Consider the following 15,342-nt stretch of genomic DNA (forward strand, 5'->3'; position numbering starts at 1 on the left):
CCGCTTGCGCGGCCACAATGGGTTGGGAATTTAGTAAAGCGCTGACTGATCTGCTTTGGGTGTTGTTTTTAAGATAAAGTCGCGGAGATCTTCGTTCGATTTTTGTAAATCTTCATGACGCAGGTACATCATGTGCCCGGAGCGGTAACCTTTAAAGCTTAAGCGATCACGCATTTTTCCGCTCGGATCGAGTTGCCACATATTGTACTTGGCATCAAAGTAATTCGTTGCGCCATCGTAGTAGCCAGACTGGATCATCACGTTTAGGTAAGGGTTTTGTGCCATCGCTAATCGTAATTGTTCACCGACATTATTATCGCTACTATCCCAAGGGTGAACTGAACCAAACATATTATATTTTACATCGGTTTTATAGTTGAGTTCTGTAGCGAAGTAATGATTAATCGCTGGCGTAAATGAGTGCAACCAAGAGGTCAGCTCAGGCCAATAATCAGGGCGAGAACCAGCGTCTCTTTTATCGATACCAAGATAGCGTGAGTCCAACCGACCTAGGGTATAGCCACGCTCACGCAATAGCTCTTTCCAAAATGCCGCAGTAGGAATATCTAGGTTGTTTTGAGCTACAAAGCGCTCGCTTAAGCCACTATATTTAGCAACGGCCTGTGTCACACTTTGCTTTTCTTGGGCACTGATAAATGCGCCTTTGGCGAGTGCGGGAAGATACTGATCAACCGTATATTGTTCAACCTCTGCAAGTACTTCGAGTAAATCTTTATTTTGCAATTCAGAAGACAGCGCTTTGTGGTACCAAGCGGCGGCAGCGTAATACGGTAAACGGTTTGCCACTTCAACCGGACCTTCTCGTTTAATGCCGATTTCTGTAGGAGATACCAACACCACGCCATTGAGATAAAGCCACTGATTGTTTTGCATCGCGTGCGCAAGACCTGACACTCGAGTCGTGCCGTAGCTCTCACCAATCAGGTACTTAGGAGAAAGCATACGCTCATTGCGATGAATAAATGTATTGAGCCATTCGGCTAAGTACTTCACGTCCGCGTTGACGCCAAAAAACATCTTTGTTTGTTCGGCTTTACTCGGATATTTACCTTCAGCATTTTTGAGTACGCGAGAATAACCTGTGTTGACTGGGTTTACATAAACAATATCGGCAACATCTAGCACTGAATATGGGTTGTCTTTCAAGCCGTAAGGTTGCAGTGGATATCCTTCGTCATCAATTTTTAATACTCTTGGGCCTGTATAGGCAATGTGCATCCACACGGAAGCAGAGCCCGGACCACCGTTAAATGAGATCAGCAGCGGACGTTTGCTCATATCTTTGATTTTTGTGCGCTTGTAGTAGGTGTAATGCAACGTTGCAACTGCGTCGCCGTTTTCATTCCACACCGGCTGCGTGCCTGTTGTCGCGGTGTAGTTAATACGTTCACCTTTTATTTCGGCTCTATGCTCAGTTGTTATTTTATGATCTATCTCAATTGCGCGGTTGTGCTCTTCAGCTATGCTTGGTGCTGAGAGTAGGGCACAACTCACGAGCAATAGTGGTAGTAGTTTTTTCATTGCTTCCTCGATATTGCATTAGGTATGTCTGCATTAAAGAAGTATTTCATCTGAAATTCAAAGCCGTTGAGACAAACTCAACAAAAAAAACGGCAGGTTTGAAAAATAGGCTGTTGTAACCTCGTTTATCGAAAAGTAACGAATTTGAGCCGATTTGGTTTTTTTTAGTGCAAGATTCGCGTATATTTAATACTTAATTATGTAGTAATAAAGTATTTAGCCTCGTTAAATTCTTGTTTCACTGCGCTTCTCGTTGTACTTAAGAGATCTCAATCCATGCAAAGAATTTTAATTGTTGAAGACAGTAAAGTCGTACAACAGGTATTGCGACACCTTGCTGCTCAGCATCTAGATGTCGAAATCGATTTTGCTTGGTCCCTCAAGGAAAGTAAGGACTTCTTAGCACAGCACCAATATACATTGGCGCTGGTAGATTTAACGCTGCCCGATGCGATGGACGCAGAGGTCGTGCAGCTCACGCTTAGCCACAAAATACCCACCGTGGTGTTGACCTCAAAAATAGATGAATATAGCCGCCAGCAAATGCTTGAAATGGGTGTGGTGGATTATGTGATTAAAGATAACCGCGATTCATACCTATATGCGGTCAAGTTAGCATCTAGACTGTTGAGAAACCAAGGCTGCAAGGCGCTGATCGCTGATGATTCTGTGATCAGTCGCGCGGTAATGAAGCAGATGCTTGAAAAGCAATTATTTACAGTGCTTGAGGCGCAAGATGGCGAACAGGCATTGGAGATGTTGCTATCTGACCATGAAATTAAGCTACTACTGACGGACTTTGCGATGCCGACGATGGATGGCTTTGAGTTGGTAAAGTCCGTTCGTAATAGTCGCGGACGAGATGAGTTGGCGATTATTGGTCTGTCTGGCGCAGGAAGTCATGGTTTGTCAGCAAAGTTTATCAAATACGGCGCCAATGACTTTTTGGCAAAACCTTTTATGAGTGAAGAGTTTCATTGTCGTATCATGCAGACGATGGAACAGCTCAATTTGATCGCAGAAATCAAAGAATATGCGCATCGAGACTATTTAACGGGGCTTTATAACCGCCGCTATTTTTGTCAGCAAGCAGAGCGTTTAATCAAGAACAAACCGAGCCAGCATATATTGGCATTGTTAGACCTCGATCACTTTAAGTCTATTAATGATCAATATGGCCATGAAAGCGGTGATGATGTACTTAAACAAGTTGCTGATTTACTGCGTAGTGCATTTGGTCACTACATTGTCGCACGTATCGGTGGGGAAGAGTTTGCTTTGCTTATTCCAAGCTCAGATATGAAGATGGCAAAGCACATGCTAGAAGACTTTAGAGAGCGCCTTGCACAGCAAGCATTCAAAATTCCTGAGGGTAAGCATTATTGCACCATCAGTATTGGCCTCGCGGCTTGCCAATCAAAGAGTTTAAGCGAAGTAATGCGCAAGGCAGATAAGGCGCTCTACAAAGCGAAGGACAAACAACGAAATTGCGTTATCGCGCATTAGCTTTTCGTTATTTGGGTGTTTATGCACCAATTCAGTTCAGACTTAATATCAATGCACCTAGATGGTGCATTTTTTATGCGTGAAATTCCACCTCTCACTTTAATTCATTGTTAATTAAGGAATAAAAAATTTGGCATAAAGGTTGGATTACTGCATACAACAGGATCAACTGTCCTAAGGGGACTCAGCATGAAAATGATAAGTGCAATAATAAAACCATTTAAGCTTGATGAGGTACGTGAAGCGTTAGCCGATCTAGGGATTGAAGGTATGACGGTTGTTGACGTTAAAGGGTTTGGACGTCAGCGCGGTCATACCGAACTGTATCGCGGTGCAGAATATCAAGTCGATTTCATTCCAAAAATAAAAATAGAAATTGCGACATTAAGCGAAAACGCCGAGCGCGTTGTGGAAACGGTTACAAAGGCTGCGTTCACTGGAAAAATTGGTGACGGAAAAATCTTTGTTTACGACTTAGACCAAGTTGTTCGGATCCGTACCGGCGAACTTGATGAAGAAGCCATTTAAGGGGAGCCGAACAATGGAAAATACAATAATAGAACTAAAATTTTCATTAAATACCTTTTACTTTTTGATCTCTGGTGTCTTAGTTATGTGGATGGCTGCCGGATTCGCTATGCTTGAAGCGGGATTAGTACGCTCAAAAAATACCACTGAAATCCTTACCAAGAACGTCGCACTGTACGCCATTGCTTGTACTATGTATCTGCTTATTGGTTACAACATCATGTATGTCGATAATGCCGAAGGTGGGGTTTTACCAAGTCTCGGTGCGCTTATTGGCAGTGCAGCTGATGATGCCGACCATGCACTGCAATCCGACTTTTTCTTCCAAGTGGTATTTGTTGCAACAGCTATGTCAATTGTCTCTGGCGCTGTTGCCGAGCGTATGAAATTGTGGGCGTTTTTAGCATTTTGTGTGGTGTTAACTGGTTTTATCTACCCGTTAGAAGGCTATTGGACGTGGGGCGGTGGTTTCTTATCTGAGCTTGGCTTTGTTGACTTTGCCGGTTCAGCCATTGTGCATGGTGCCGGTGCTGCTGCGGCACTAGCGGGTGTTCTGTTACTTGGTGCGCGCAAAGGAAAATATGGCAAAAATGGTGAGATTTACCCAATTCCTGGTTCCAACATGCCACTGGCTACACTAGGCACCTTTATTTTGTGGATGGGATGGTTTGGCTTTAACGGTGGCTCTCAACTGTTCCTTGCCGACAAAGAAAATGCCATCGCGGTCAGCCAAATCATGCTAAATACCAATGCGGCGGCGGCGGCAGGTGCGGTTGCTGCACTGTTGGTGTGTAAATTAATGTGGGGCAAGGCGGATTTAACTATGGTACTTAATGGTGCGCTAGCAGGTCTGGTGACTATTACCGCTGAGCCTGCCTCTCCAACACCTGTATTAGCGCTTATTCTCGGTGCCATAGGCGGTGCATTGGTGGTGTTTAGTATCGTTGCACTAGATAAGGCAAAAATTGATGATCCTGTCGGTGCTATCTCTGTTCACGGTATATGTGGTGCGCTAGGTGTGATGATGGTGCCATTTTCAAACTCAGACGCTACTTTCCAAGGTCAGGCTGTGGGACTTATCACTATTTTAGGTTTTGTTTTCATTGCTTCTTATATTGTCTGGAGTGTATTGAAAGCGAGCATGGGGATCCGCGTTGGCGAAGAAGAAGAACTAAGCGGTATGGATCAACATGATTGCGGCGTAGATGCCTATCCCGAGTTCGTGACAGTTCGCGGACAATAATACCAATTTGGCTCTCAGTCAATATTGTAAAGTTCTCGTTGTCTAAACAAAGTGAGTCCAACAGGGCTCACTTTTCTTTATATATATTATTCTACTTTCAGCAGTTGTTAATTTAGGTTACCCTACCATCTTGCGATTCATTTTTTAGTTTTACTTGGGTCATGACGGATAAAAAGAAACGAAAACCTGCCAACAAATCAAACGTCAAAGCGAACACTTCGCGTAAAAACAATACCCAGCAAAACGGTTCTAAGATGCAAAGAGTTAAAAGCCGTGTACTGAGCACGTTGTGGTCTTTCTTTTGGAAAGGGACTATTGCGGCGATATTCCTTGTTGCAATCTATATCATCTACTTAGACGCCAAAATAAGCCGGCAGTTTGAGGGCAATAAGTGGGAACTTCCCGTTCAGGTTTATGCCAGATCGATGCAGTTTTTCCCCGATCAATTCCTTAATGAGGATGAAGTGCTGTGGGAGCTGAAGCGGCTTAACTATTCTCGTGTAAATCGTATCAGCCGTACCGGTCAATATATCGTTCAAGGTCGCACAATCACCATCCATCGTCGCGCGTTCGAATTCTACGATGGCCCAGAAGTGGCGCGTATTTTTACGCTTAATTTTGCTGGTAAAAAGCTTACCAATATTGTTGATAATCAAGGTCGGCGCTTAGCCGGCGCTCGCTTAGAGCCGGTGCAGATTGCTCGGATCGGCAATGAATCGCGCCAAGACCGAGAGTTTGTTCCGTTCGATAAATTCCCTAATATTTTAAAAGAAACACTGCTGGTGGTAGAAGATCGAGACTTTTACGAACATCATGGTGTTTCTGCGCTGTCTATTTTGCGTGCGCTGTATGCCAACATCAAAGCGGGGCGAACTGTGCAAGGTGGCAGTACGCTTACGCAACAGCTCGCAAAGAACTTTTATCTCACCAGAGATCGCACCTTAATCCGCAAGGTGAATGAAGCATTCATCGCATTGATTTTAGATTTCCGTTATAGCAAAGATGAAATCCTTGAAGCCTATTTAAACGAAGTGTTTTTGGGACAAGCCTATAATCAAGGCGTTCATGGTATGGGGCTTGCGGCCGATTTTTATTTTGGTAAACCAGTGGACGAGCTTGAGTTTGACCAAGTCGCTATGTTAGTTGCAATGGTTAAAGGACCGTCTTTTTATAACCCAAGACGATATCCTGAGCGGGTAATGGAAAGGCGCGATTTAGTCTTAAGGTTGATGGTGGAAAATGGCCTCATCACAACCCCTGAGTATCGCGCGGCGCTCTCTAGGCCGATTGATGTACAGCCTTTAAAAGCGAGCCGTATGCAGTCTTATCCTGGATATTTGGAGTTGGTGAATCGCGAGTTAAAGAAACTGGTGCCTGATGATGACATTGTCGACTCTGGAATTCGGATTTTTACTTACCTAGATTTACAAAAGCAAACGGCGATGGAAGATGCTGTTAAAAAGGGCTTACCTTACTTAGAGCGCCGTTTCAAAACGGAAGAGCTAGAAACCGCGATGCTGTCAGTTAATGTTGAAAAAGCGGGCGTATCGGCGTTAGTTGCTGGTCGCCAGTTGAAGTTTTCAGGTTTTAATCGGGTATTAGACACCGAGCGCAATATAGGTTCACTGGTTAAACCCGCTATTTATTTGAGCGCTTTGTCGAATCCAAACTACCATTTGGGTATGCTACTTGATGACAGTCCACTCGAAGTGACTGACGGTTCAGGTAAGGTTTGGTCTCCAGAGAACTTTGATCATAAATTCAGAGGCCAAGTACCAATGTTTGAAGCGTTCAGCAATAGTATCAATATTCCAGCAGTAAACCTTGGCTTGGATGTGGGTGTGAATCGAGTCGCGCAAACTTTGAATGACCTTGGTGTTTCTAAGTCGATTCCACTTTATCCTTCTTTATTGTTGGGCGCGTTAGAGTTATCCAGTTTTGATGTTGCACAGGCGTACACCACACTTGCTGCAGATGGTAAGCAGAGCGAGTTGACTAGTGTCATGGCGATCACCGATTCACTGGGTAAGCTGGTATACGAACATCCCGTGCAAAAAAACCAAACGCTAGACAGCGATGCGGTATACATGACGAAATATGGCATGAAGCGTGTAACTAAAAAAGGCACTGCTAAACGTCTTAACCTTCACTTCCCCTCAATTCAACTTGCAGGGAAAACGGGGACTAGTAATGATTTAAGAGATAGCTGGTTTGCAGGTTTTGACCAAAATACGGTCACCGTGGCTTGGATTGGCCGTGATGATAATAAGCCAACGGGATTAACGGGCAGTCAAGGAGCGCTTGAACTTTATATTCGGTATCTCAAGCCGCTGAATCCACAAGCGATTGTTGATGAGCGTCCAAAGTCCATTCGCTGGGCCTTTATCAATCCGAAAACGGGTAAGCAGTCGCCTCCGAGTTGTGGTCCTGTATTACAGCTACCTATTAGAGAGAGTATGTTTGAACCCAGACCAGGTTGTTGGTAATTTAGGAACTTGAAAGTATTTTTGTAAACTAATCTTTAATTATTCTCTTGTTTGTCATAGTATATTTCCGTTCAGGGAACAGAAACTGAACATATAACAATTACAATGTTCAAAGGAAATATAATAATGAAGACATTTCAAAGAAATATCCTTTCTTTGGCTGTAGTTGGTGCCTTGGTTTCAGGTACCGCGATCGCAGCCGACGCCACATCTTCAGGGTTTCTATACGGTGTTGTAGAGAACACTGCGGGAGAATCAGTATCAGGCGTTACTATTGAGATACTTAATAAAGATACTGGACTGCAGCGTGTAGTTACTACAGGTAATAACGGTAGTTACCGATTCCCGTTGTTGCCAGCGGGTACCTATGATGTGACCGTTAAAAAGAATGGCCAAATATTACACCAGCAAACAGATGTAAATGTTAGAGTGGGTACACGTACAAATATTCCACTCTCTGTTACTTCTAGCAATGGTACTGAAGTGATTGAGGTTGTAGGATCTCGCATTAGTTCGATAGATGTGGCATCCAGTGAAGCGGTGACTATTGTCGACCAAGAGTTCCTTGCTCGAGTTCCTGTTTCGCGAGATATTGCCTCAGTTGCAATGTTAGCACCAGGCACGACAAAAGGTGATGAATCATTCGGTAATATCGCTTCGTTTGGTGGGTCATCAGTAGGTGAAAACAGCTACTATGTTAACGGTATGAATGTCACAAACTTCCGTAATGGTCTAGGTGGTGCAGATGTTCCGTTTGACTTTTACGATAGCTTTGAGGTGAAAACAGGTGGTTACTCTGCCGAGTTTGGTCGCTCAACGGGTGGTGTAATTAATGCCACAACACGTCGCGGTAGCAATACTTTTGAGTACGGTGGCGGGGTAGTTTTAGAGCCAAGCTCACTGCGCGAGACTAGTCCTCAGGCTTATCGTTCGGCGGAAGGTGAAGCTCTTTATGGTACGGATATTTATCACCGTGACCAAGAAGAACGAAAAGTAGGTAAAAACGAATATACACTGTACGCTGGTGGTGCGTTGATAGAAGATAAACTTTTCTTCTTTGGCCTTGCTAATTATAACGAACGTGATTCTGATTACGCAGAGGAGTCAACAAAATACGTTCGTGAATCAGGCGATTTGTTCCTTGCTCTTAAATTAGATTATTACATTACAGATGATCACATTATTGAGTTTACTGGGTGGGATAGCTCAAGTGATCTTGATAGTGTGAAATATAACTGGGATTCAAAAGCGCACAAAACGACTTCTCGTCGAGGAGACTACACTCAAAAGCGTGGTGGTAAAACTTACTCATTCAAATATACAGGTATTTTGACTGATACATTCACAATGAGCGCAATGTATGGTGTAAATGAAGCAAACTACAGTAACGTTAACGCAGGTAGTTCACCTTTTGGTGAGTATCCACGTGTATACGAGCGCTTCTCTAGTACTGATCTGGGTGATTGGGCACTAAGTACACCTAGCTTGGAAGAAGATAAACGAACAGCTTACCGCTTAGATTTTGATTGGTATGTGACGGATAATCATACTCTACGTTTTGGTATTGATAGAGAAGAGTTAGAGGCGGTTAACCAGACACAGCGTGCTGGCGGTGCTTCATATCGTTACGAAGGCTGTGCGGATATGGACGCTGTACGTGCAGGAGACCCTTCATCGTGTACGTCAGTACGTAAAGAGATATACCGCAATATCGGTGATTTTGAAACCAATAGTTCAGCCTATTATATTACTGATACGTGGACTGTCACTGACGATCTAACTGTTACTTTAGGCTTAAGAAACGAAACCTTTGAAAACTATAATAAAGCAGGTGAAAAGTTTATTGATGTGAGCGACCAATGGGCTCCTCGAGTTGGTTTAAGTTGGGACCCATACGGGGAAGGTGAGTTTAAAGTATTTGCTAATTTTGGCCGCTATTTCTTACCGGTTGCAACGAATACAAACGTTCGTATGGCAGGTGATGAGCTTTATACTCGCCAGCAATTTGAAGTACTTGGTATCGCCGATGATATTTCTAAAGAGCCAATTTTAGGTGAAGCGACAGGTGGCTTATTGGTACTAGCAGATGGTACTTTGAAAAACACCGCTGAAACCGTTAATCAAGACCTAGATCCTATGTATCAAGATGAATTTATTTTAGGTTTTCAGATGATGCTTGATGATGATTGGAGCTTAGGTGTTAAAGGGACTTACCGTAATCTTGGTAGCTCGCTTGAGGACATTGCGGTTGACAAAGGCTTTGACGACTATTTAAAAGCTGAGTTTGGCAGTGGTTGTACAGTGTGTGATGGTTTCCATTACTATGTGCTAACCAACCCTGGTTCAGATGTAACCTTTGCGACTGACCCTGATGGTGATGGACCGCTAGCAAACCAAGAGTATACTATTCCAGCTTCATACCTAGGTTATCCAGAGTCAGAGCGTCAATATGGGGCTGTTGACATCAACCTTAGCAAAGCTTGGGGCGATGGTTGGATGTTAGATCTAACGTATACTTGGGCGCATAGCTGGGGTAATAATGAAGGTTTCGTACGCTCAGATAACGAGCAAGATGATGCGGGTGCAACAACCAACTTTGACCAACCAGGCTTGACTGATGGTGCAAAAGGCAACTTGCCTAATGACAGACGTCATCAGATCAAAGCTCAGTTTGCTTACGAAATCACAGAAAATATTCTGTTAGGTTCAAACTTCTTATGGCAGACGGGTCGTCCATATGGGGCTTATGGATATCACCCGACAGATGTATTCGCATCTTACTACGATGCAGAGTCATTTTATCGCGGTGGCGAGCTCGTACCTCGTGGCTCTTTAGGGACTACCCCTAACACTTGGAGTCTAGACTTGAGCTTACAATATAACACGACTGTTTATGATCACGATCTGACATTCAGAGCGGACGTGTTCAACGTGTTTAATAACGATAAACCGACCAAGTATAATGAAGTTTCTGAAATTAGAAAAACAGTACCTGATGAAGGTGATAATTTCGAAGGGTATCGTGGTGATCCAGATCCAGACTACCTGTTACCTAAGTACTTCCAAGAGCCTCGTAAGATTCGCTTGAGTGCGACATTTAAGTTTTAATACTTAATACCATGTTATAGGGGAAGCTTAGCTTCCCTTTTTTATTCCGTTTTGTACTTAGTTATATTTTCCTCCATAACGGCTGCAGTATCGGTAAGTAAGAACGCATTAGCTTGAGTTTCTCGTGCTGAACTCAATGTGTGTTGAGCAAGCTCGTTAATCTCAGAGGATTCATTTAAAGCCTGCTCTGTTGCTTGAGTTTGTTGTTGTACCAGCTGACTTATCAGTTTCCCTTGCTCGTCTATGTCTCGCATGCTTTGCTCGGCGTGCTGTAGGACTTCATTAGTATCATTCGCGGCGATAACGCTTTGTGCCATATTGTCTTCACTGCTGCGCATTTTGTCTTGCGTGTCTCTGGATGCAGCTTGTAAAGATTGAATAATATTGTGTATTTCCTCTGTTTGTTGCTGCGTTCTTTGCGCAAGCGTTCTAACTTCATCCGCTACTACTGCAAACCCTCGGCCCTGTTCACCTGCACGAGCAGCCTCAATTGCGGCATTGAGCGCGAGTAAGTTGGTTTGCTCGGCAATTTCTCTAATCGCGGAACTCACCTGACTAATGTTTTGCGTGTCTTCTGCGAGCTTATCTAAGGCCGCACGACTTTGTTGAAACTCAGTTTGTAGCTCGGTCATTTGTTCTGCTAGGGCTGTGGTATTGACACTACTTTGCTTTACTTGTTTGGCTGCTACGGAGGCCAGCTCTGTGGCGTTAAATGCGGCATCCTCAACCGAGCGAGCGGATTGTGCCATATTCTCGAGTGAGTGGTGAATAGACTGGATTTTATTCTCTTGCTGGGCGACGTCCTTCTCAGTATCTTGGCTTATCTTATTGAGTGTTTTTGTTGCTTGCTGTAGCTCGTCACTACTTAATCGAACGCTACCAAGTAAAGAGATAAAGGCATGTAGTACCGCATTAAATTGTTCAATAATTTGGCTAAGCTCGTCAGAGCCAGTTGCCTGCGCTTTGATGCTTAAATCCCCTCGAGAGGCGGCCTGCGCGGCATGTGAGAAAGTCGTGATGGTGCCCATGACCGACAAGTAAAAGCCAACCATAAGATAAATAGCGATGATCAGTGAGAGTAGCGAAGCCATGGCAACGGTGTTTCTGATCCACCGTTGCTGGTTTTGTTTTTCGGCGACAAGCCCGGCAAGCGTGGGTGTTGCAACATTAACAAACTGCTTGATAGCATCACTTGCACTTTGGTAGTAACGGTTAAATTGCGCTTGTGAGAGTGCTAGTTCATCAGGGTCTAACAAGCCTGTTTTCACCGCTTGCTGGTAATCAGAGAGACTAGACTCAAGCTCAGCTAAGGGCTGACTAAGCTGCTTTTTGAGTCGCTGATTATCATTGATAGCAATGTTAAGTTTGCCTGAAAATTGTGTCGTGACGCCAGGTAATCCTTTGTTTAAATTGGACAGTGCAATAAAACTATCTGGAGTAAAACTGCCTCTACTGATGATATCGCGTGCCTGCGCCTCAATTTGATTGATTTGCGATATAAGTCTTGGCGCAGACTCAACAAGTGTGCGATTCAGGTAACTGCGTCCAAGATCATCATCGACGGCAAGTTGAGAGGCAATTGAGAGCTGCTCAAGGGCGCTTGCACCTGCGGCGCTCACTTTGGGTAACTTAGCGCGTTGCAATAAAATTGAATTATCGGAAGCTTTACCCGCTAAAATGTTTTCCAACATACTAGGGTAAAGCGTGAGCCCTTGTCTTTGCATCTCACTGACAGAAATAGAATGGTTAAGTACACTGTTTAGAAAAAACAAGCTGAGGCTTAGCGGTAGTAATAAAATACCAAATACAACGGCCATTTTGGTTTTGTATCGCAACCGCGCCATCAAACGGGTTGCAGGATTAATTAGTGTATTAAATCCAGCCATCACTTCCTCTGTATGATAGTTTTAACTTAGCACAGCGTTATTAATTAAGTACGCCTTGGTTAACTAGACCGAAGCTTTTGAAAAGCTTATTCAAAGCGTAGCTGAAAAAACAAAAAAAGCCCTGAACGGGCTTTTTAAATACAAACTAATGTGGGTTACAATCAGTAATTACAACTTGGCAAATGCACGCTTTGCAGCATTAATAGTGTTAGCAATTTCTTTGTCAGAATGCATTGTGCTCACGAAACCCGCTTCGAATGCAGATGGGGCCAAATAAACGCCTTCATCTAGCATCAGATGGAAGAACTTTTTGAAGCGCTCTAGGTCACATTCAGTTGCTTGTTGATAGCTGGTTACTTTCTTAGCGTCAGTAAAGAAGAAGCCAAACATACCACCTGCGTAGTTAGTCGTAAGTGCGATACCAGCTTCATCAGCAGCCGCTTGGAAGCCTTCACACAGGGCCTTACTCTTAGCTTCAAGCTCTGCGTGTAGCCTTTCTTTTGAAAGCAGCTCTAGCGCTTTTAAACCGGCAGCCATAGCAATTGGATTACCAGATAGCGTACCTGCTTGATAAACGGGACCAACAGGTGCGATGTAATCCATGATCTCTTTTTTACCACCAAACGCACCCACTGGCATACCGCCACCAATCACTTTACCTAAACAGGTCAAGTCTGGGGTGATGTTGTAGTATTGTTGAGCACCACCAAGTGCAACACGAAAGCCTGTCATGACTTCATCAAAGATAAGCACACTTTGATTGTTAGTACATACTTCGCGCAGGCCTTCTAAAAAGCCTTCTACCGGTGGAATACAGTTCATGTTTCCAGCAACTGGCTCGATGATCACACAGGCGATTTGATCTTTGTACTGCTCAAAAATCGCTTTTACTTCATCAAGATTATTAAATGAAACCGTTAGCGTATGCTTGGCAAAATCGGCAGGAATACCCGGTGAGTTAGGCACGCCCATGGTTAGAGCTCCTGAGCCTGCTTTAACAAGCAAAGAGTCAGCGTGACCATGGTAGCAGCCTTCAAACTTTAAGATTTTATCGCGGCCGGTGTAACCACGAGCAAGGCGAATAGCGCTCATGGTCGCTTCTGTACCAGAGCTTACCATGCGTACTTTTTCAATAGATGGTACTAGCGCTTTTACTTTTTCCGCCATTAGGATTTCAGTTTCCGTCGGCGCGCCGTACGATAGGCCATTTTCAACCGCTTCAAGCACTGCTTGTTTAATCTCAGGATGGTTATGACCTAAGATCATCGGGCCCCAAGAACCCACATAATCAATGTACTGTTTACCATCGGCATCAAAGGTGTGAACGCCTTCGGCTTTGGTGATAAATAGTGGCGTACCACCTACACCATTAAAAGCGCGAACAGGAGAGTTAACGCCTCCAGGGATTGAGTTTTGGGCGCGTTTGAATAAGTCTTGACTGATTGTCATTGTCGATCCTTTTTAGCTTTCACGTTTGCGGCTAAACCAAGGTACTTCTACCTCGTGTTTTTCCACTTGGTTTTCAACACCTAGCGTTAGGGCAAAAAGTGCCATACGGATCAATACACCATTTTGAACTTGGCGGAAGATAGCTAGGTTGTCATTGTTATTTAGGTCGTTGTCTAGCTCGTTTGCATCGCTACGGCTGTCGCGAGGTAATGGGTGCATTAATACTGAGCTAGGTTTACAGTGAGCGTCATAAATCGCTTGGCTGATCCTAAAACCACCACGGTATTTGTTTGCTTCTTCTTGAGAAGGGAAACGCTCTTCTTGAATACGGGTCTGATAAACGATATCGGCAGCTAAATTGCCTTCCATCTTAGACACGACTTCGACACGGTGACCGGCATTGTCTACGACATCTAAAATAGACTGAGGCATTTGTAAGCCATCCGGTGCAACCATTGTAAAGTGGATATCTTTGTAGTGGCTAAGTAACTTTGATAAAGAATGCACGGTGCGGCCGTATTTTAAATCCCCGACTAGGGCGATGTGCATGTTATCAATTCCAGTACCAAAGCGGCTAAGCTCCCGGTCAATTGTCAGTAAGTCCAACAGAGCTTGGGTAGGGTGCTCATTAGGGCCATCGCCCCCGTTTATGACAGGAACATCGGAACCGGTTGCAAACTCGGCTACTGAACCTGCATCTGGGTGGCGCATTGCCACCGCGTCAGCATAAGCGGAAATCACACGGGCGGTATCATACAAAGATTCGCCTTTTGTCAGTGCTGAGCTTTGCATACCTGTGGTTTCACGGACTAGGCCGCCGAGCAGGTTAAATGCGGTGCCGAAACTTACGCGTGTTCTCGTACTTGGTTCAAAGAATAGATTTGCCAAAATCGCCCCATTGAGTACTTGGGTACGTTTTTGCTTTTTAGCATAGGGTTCCATTTTTTTGGCAATGGAGAAGATGTGTTCAATAGAATCTCTGTCTAATTGATTGACAGAAAGAATGTTTTCACCTTGGAAACTGAACATTTGGCGATTCCTAAAGACAAATTGACTACCGGGTTGCAGGTCGCTTACCCAACCAGATAACACGCAGATTGTGGGCGGTTACTTGGGCGCATATTATACCCAAGTACCCCCAATAATGCACGGTTACAGTGCAGGTTTTAAAACGGCAAGAAAGACAATGGCTAATAGGATTAGCACGGGAAATTCGTTGAAAAAACGATAGAACTTGTCACTTTTACGATTGCGATCATGTTTGAAATCGACAAGCAATTTAAAGCAATAGCCATGATAAATATAAAGTAAAATCACTAAAGTCAGCTTGTAGTGCAGCCACATACTGTGCTTAAACCATTCGCGTCCGTATTCTGTAATCGTTAAGACCCCAAACACAGCGGTGAGAATAGCAAATGGGGTTACAAAATAGAGTAGGCGGCGCTCCATGATTTTGAGCATTGAGCTGCAAGATTTTTCTTCAGTCATCGCGTGATATACAAAGAGACGTGGCAGATAAAAAATCCCTGCAAACCAGGCAATCATAAAAAAGATATGTAAGGCTTTATACGTTAGCAATAAGCTCATTATAAAT

Annotated in this window: 10 protein-coding genes; 5 read left to right on the forward strand and 5 right to left on the reverse strand. The window is 44.0% G+C overall.

Annotation, left to right across the window (positions count from 1 at the left end):
* Positions 1 to 30 precede the first annotated feature (30 nt).
* Positions 31 to 1,542: a S10 family peptidase gene (locus tag DS891_RS11195; protein WP_174169837.1), complete on the reverse strand. Its 1,512-nt coding sequence runs from the start codon at positions 1,540 to 1,542 to the stop codon at positions 31 to 33.
* 276 nt (positions 1,543 to 1,818) lie between these two features.
* Here DS891_RS11195 and DS891_RS11200 point away from each other — a divergent pair, with 276 nt between their 5' ends.
* The 5 genes from DS891_RS11200 (at position 1,819) to DS891_RS11220 (ending at position 10,413) form a co-directional block, all read left to right on the forward strand.
* The gene (locus DS891_RS11200) at positions 1,819 to 3,048 is read left to right on the forward strand and encodes a diguanylate cyclase (protein ID WP_010372263.1); all 1,230 of its coding nucleotides are present in this window, start codon (positions 1,819 to 1,821) and stop codon (positions 3,046 to 3,048) included.
* Between the two features lie 189 nt (positions 3,049 to 3,237).
* Positions 3,238 to 3,576 carry a P-II family nitrogen regulator gene (locus DS891_RS11205; RefSeq protein ID WP_010372259.1) on the forward strand — a complete coding sequence of 113 codons (339 nt, stop codon included), beginning with the start codon at positions 3,238 to 3,240 and terminating at the stop codon, positions 3,574 to 3,576.
* 13 nt (positions 3,577 to 3,589) lie between these two features.
* Positions 3,590 to 4,819, forward strand: coding sequence for an ammonium transporter (locus DS891_RS11210; RefSeq protein WP_010606081.1), 1,230 nt, complete (start codon positions 3,590 to 3,592; stop codon positions 4,817 to 4,819).
* A gap of 161 nt (positions 4,820 to 4,980) precedes the next feature.
* Positions 4,981 to 7,305 carry a penicillin-binding protein 1B gene (gene mrcB / locus DS891_RS11215; protein WP_174169838.1) on the forward strand — a complete coding sequence of 775 codons (2,325 nt, stop codon included), beginning with the start codon at positions 4,981 to 4,983 and terminating at the stop codon, positions 7,303 to 7,305.
* Positions 7,306 to 7,431: 126 nt separating this feature from the next.
* Complete coding sequence (locus DS891_RS11220; RefSeq protein ID WP_174169839.1) at positions 7,432 to 10,413, forward strand: TonB-dependent receptor; 2,982 nt, start codon at positions 7,432 to 7,434, stop codon at positions 10,411 to 10,413.
* A 41-nt stretch (positions 10,414 to 10,454) separates the two neighbouring features.
* Here the strand turns inward: DS891_RS11220 and DS891_RS11225 are convergent, their stop codons facing one another.
* The 4 genes from DS891_RS11225 to DS891_RS11240 all read right to left on the reverse strand — a co-directional run bounded on the left by DS891_RS11225 (position 10,455) and on the right by DS891_RS11240 (position 15,335).
* A complete protein-coding gene (locus DS891_RS11225) occupies positions 10,455 to 12,299 on the reverse strand; it encodes a methyl-accepting chemotaxis protein (protein WP_174169840.1) in 1,845 nt (614 codons plus the stop codon).
* 168 nt (positions 12,300 to 12,467) lie between these two features.
* Complete coding sequence (gene hemL / locus DS891_RS11230; protein WP_174169841.1) at positions 12,468 to 13,748, reverse strand: glutamate-1-semialdehyde 2,1-aminomutase; 1,281 nt, start codon at positions 13,746 to 13,748, stop codon at positions 12,468 to 12,470.
* A gap of 12 nt (positions 13,749 to 13,760) precedes the next feature.
* Positions 13,761 to 14,777: an aspartate carbamoyltransferase gene (locus DS891_RS11235; protein WP_174169842.1), complete on the reverse strand. Its 1,017-nt coding sequence runs from the start codon at positions 14,775 to 14,777 to the stop codon at positions 13,761 to 13,763.
* 123 nt (positions 14,778 to 14,900) lie between these two features.
* On the reverse strand, positions 14,901 to 15,335 hold the full coding sequence (locus tag DS891_RS11240) for a CopD family protein (protein ID WP_174169843.1): 435 nt from the start codon (positions 15,333 to 15,335) through the stop codon (positions 14,901 to 14,903).
* Positions 15,336 to 15,342: the final 7 nt, after the last annotated feature.

The organism is Pseudoalteromonas sp. JC28, assembly GCF_013319255.1.
GTDB lineage: Bacteria > Pseudomonadota > Gammaproteobacteria > Enterobacterales > Alteromonadaceae > Pseudoalteromonas.

Excerpts from the sequence above, each read along its gene's own strand:
- DS891_RS11195 (WP_174169837.1), bottom strand. The coding sequence starts at position 1,542 with ATGAAAAAACTACTACCACTATTGCTCGTGAGTTGTGCCCTACTCTCA.
- DS891_RS11200 (WP_010372263.1), top strand. The coding sequence starts at position 1,819 with ATGCAAAGAATTTTAATTGTTGAAGACAGTAAAGTCGTACAACAGGTA.
- DS891_RS11205 (WP_010372259.1), top strand. The coding sequence starts at position 3,238 with ATGAAAATGATAAGTGCAATAATAAAACCATTTAAGCTTGATGAGGTA.
- DS891_RS11210 (WP_010606081.1), top strand. The coding sequence starts at position 3,590 with ATGGAAAATACAATAATAGAACTAAAATTTTCATTAAATACCTTTTAC.
- mrcB (WP_174169838.1), top strand. The coding sequence starts at position 4,981 with ATGACGGATAAAAAGAAACGAAAACCTGCCAACAAATCAAACGTCAAA.
- DS891_RS11220 (WP_174169839.1), top strand. The coding sequence starts at position 7,432 with ATGAAGACATTTCAAAGAAATATCCTTTCTTTGGCTGTAGTTGGTGCC.
- DS891_RS11225 (WP_174169840.1), bottom strand. The coding sequence starts at position 12,299 with ATGGCTGGATTTAATACACTAATTAATCCTGCAACCCGTTTGATGGCG.
- hemL (WP_174169841.1), bottom strand. The coding sequence starts at position 13,748 with ATGACAATCAGTCAAGACTTATTCAAACGCGCCCAAAACTCAATCCCT.
- DS891_RS11235 (WP_174169842.1), bottom strand. The coding sequence starts at position 14,777 with ATGTTCAGTTTCCAAGGTGAAAACATTCTTTCTGTCAATCAATTAGAC.
- DS891_RS11240 (WP_174169843.1), bottom strand. The coding sequence starts at position 15,335 with ATGAGCTTATTGCTAACGTATAAAGCCTTACATATCTTTTTTATGATT.